Source organism: Mesorhizobium sp. M1A.F.Ca.IN.020.03.2.1 (assembly GCF_004023205.1).
Lineage (GTDB): Bacteria > Pseudomonadota > Alphaproteobacteria > Rhizobiales > Rhizobiaceae > Mesorhizobium.
Genome location: NZ_RZSV01000404.1, coordinates 1 through 2,619 on the forward strand (window position 1 = coordinate 1; position 2,619 = coordinate 2,619).

Here is a 2,619-nt window from a genome sequence, read left to right on the forward strand (position 1 = left end):
CACCAAGATCGACGTCGACAGCGAAGTCACCAGGACCGAAGCCTGCCTGCGAGCAGGGAAAATGCAGTCGGCTTACCGCTATCTTGCCGACGGCAGGACTTTTCTGGTGGTTCGGCAGCCGATGAGCGGCGGCGGCTGGGTCGTGACCTTCGACGATGTTACCGAGCGTCGCCGCGCCGAAGAGCGCATGACGCATCTTGCGCATCACGACACGCTGACCAACCTGCCCAACCGCTCGATGTTCCGCGAGCGCCTGGACCAGGCAATGAGCGAGGCCAAGGCCGCGCCGGTGGCGATCTTCTCGCTCGACCTCGACCGCTTCAAGGCCGTCAACGATACGTTCGGGCATCCGGCCGGCGACTGGCTGCTGAAAAGGGTGGCCGAGCGCCTGCAGCGCTGCCTGCGCAGCGACAAGGACGTGGTGGCGCGTTTCGGCGGCGACGAATTCGCCATCATTCAATCCAATATCAGAAACGCGGTCGACGCCGAAAAGCTGGCCAAGCGCATTATCGAGGTGATCGGCAAGCCTTATCGCGACAAGGGCCGCGAAATGCATGTCGGGGTGAGCCTCGGCATCGCGCTTTATCCCAGCGACGGGCAGGATGCGGATACGCTGCTCACCAATGCCGACATGGCGCTCTACCGGGGCAAGAGCGAGGGGCGCAACATCTACCGTTTCTTCGAGCCGGGCATGGATGCCATGGTGCGGGAGCGCCTGGCGCTCGAGGCCGACCTCGAGGCTGCACTCCCGAGGCGCGAGTTCGATCTGGATTTCCAGCCGATTCTCGACATCGCCTCCGGCGAGATCGTCGGCGCCGAAGCGCTGATGCGCTGGCGCTCGCCGTCGCGCGGGCTGGTGCCGCCGCAAGACTTCATCGCCGCGGCCGAAGAAACCGGGCTGATCGTGCAACTCGGCGACTGGGCGCTGCGCAAGGCCTGCGGCGTGGCGGCGGGCTGGCCGCAGGACGTGCGCATGGCGGTCAACGTCTCGGCGGCCCAGATCAAGAGCGGCGGCTTCGCCCGCAGCGTGATTGCGGCGCTCGCCTTTTCCGGCCTGCCAGCAAGCCGGCTGGAACTCGAAATCACCGAAACGGTGATGATGGACGAGAGCGACAGCGTGCTGAGGACGCTCGGGCAATTGCGCGGGCTCGGCGTGCGCATCGCGCTCGACGATTTCGGCACCGGCTATTCTTCGCTCGGTTATCTGCGGCGCTTCCCGGTCGACAAGATCAAGATCGACCGCTCCTTCATCCACGATCTCGACAAGCGCGACACGGCGGCGATCGTGCGCACGGTTATCGGGCTCGGCGCCGAGCTCGGCATCACCGTCACCGCCGAAGGCGTCGAGGCCGAAGCGCAGCTCGACATGCTGCGCAAGGCCGGCTGCGGCGAGGCGCAAGGTTTTCTGATCGGCGCGCCGGCCAGGGCCTCGGAGATGAGCCGCCTGCTGCGCTCGCAGGAAAAGCTTCGCCGATCCGGTTGATGCCAGGCACCGGTCAGCGCAGCGTCTCGAAATATTTCTCGTGGAAGCTCACATAGCCGGGTTCTACCACTTTGAGATGCCGCGCGATCAGCCGATGAAAAGCCGGCAATTGATGGAACGGCACACCCGGATAGGCGTGGTGCTCGGCATGGTAGGGCATGTTCCAGGCGAGCTTGCGCACGAGCCAGTTGGTCAGCGTCGTCCTGGTGTTTTCCAGCATATTGGCGACGAAGGGGCAGCGGCCATGCTCGGCCAACAGATAAAGCCTGAGAAAGGGCTGCCCGAGCAGCGCCGGTACGAGCCATATGTAGAGGAGCACTGTCGCCTTGAGCGAGATCGCAAGCGTCAGCACGACGAGGTAGAAGGCGATCATCGCCCGCGCTTCGGCCTGGACTTTCGGCAAGCCTTTCGACGGCACATAGCTGTCCCGGCAGCGGCCGCTGGCATTTCTGTAGAGCGTCTTGAAATGACCCCACCACACCGGCAGGCCAGACACATGGACGATGTACTGTCGCAAGGTCTCGGGCTTCGGGAAAGCCAGCTCCGGATCGTTCTGCGGGTCCTGAGTGAAGCGATGATGGGCGAAATGGAAATAGCGGAACCAGTCGGCCGGCAGCGCGATCGCCAGGCTGCAGAGCCGCGCGACGGCATCGTTCAGCCACTGCGTTTCGAAGGCCGTCCTATGCACGGTCTCATGCAGCAGCGTGAACAGGAACACGATCAGGATGCCCTGCGGCAGCATCAGAACCGGCCAGTACGGCACCTTGGCCGCGATCAGCGCGCCGAGAGCGACGATGGCGCCGAGATGGACGGCGAATTGGATGATGCCCGGCAGATCGGACTTGCCGGTCAGCCGGTTGCGCTCCTCATTGGTCAGCGAGGCGATGACGTCGCGGTGGTCGATGGTGTGGTCGATGGCGCTCATGAGGCTACCGTACTGCAGAAAGAAAGCTTTCGAAAAACGAGGAATTCTGCAAAATAGATAAGCTTAGCTTATCTTTTCGGGTCGCCATGGTCGCACTTCCCTCCCTGCGCGGACTTCAAGCCTTCGAGGCGGCGGCGCGCAGCGGCAGCTTTGCCGCAGCGGCGGAAGAGCTGTCGATTTCGGCGGCGGCGGTCAGCCAGCTCATCCGCAC

Annotated in this window: 3 protein-coding genes; 2 read left to right on the forward strand and 1 reads right to left on the reverse strand. The window is 63.8% G+C overall.

Annotation, left to right across the window (positions count from 1 at the left end; genetic code table 11):
• Nucleotides 1-1,483: EAL domain-containing protein (locus tag EOA79_RS31310; protein ID WP_128293648.1), on the forward strand; the 1,483-nt coding region annotated here is incomplete at its 5' end.
• 13 nt (nt 1,484-1,496) lie between these two features.
• Here the strand turns inward: EOA79_RS31310 and EOA79_RS31315 are convergent.
• The gene (locus EOA79_RS31315; RefSeq protein ID WP_127335165.1) at nt 1,497-2,387 is read right to left on the reverse strand and encodes a fatty acid desaturase family protein; all 891 of its coding nucleotides are present in this window, start codon (nt 2,385-2,387) and stop codon (nt 1,497-1,499) included.
• Between the two features lie 107 nt (nt 2,388-2,494).
• Here EOA79_RS31315 and EOA79_RS31320 point away from each other — a divergent pair.
• The coding region (locus EOA79_RS31320) for a LysR family transcriptional regulator (RefSeq protein ID WP_128293649.1) at nt 2,495-2,619 on the forward strand (125 nt) is incomplete at its 3' end.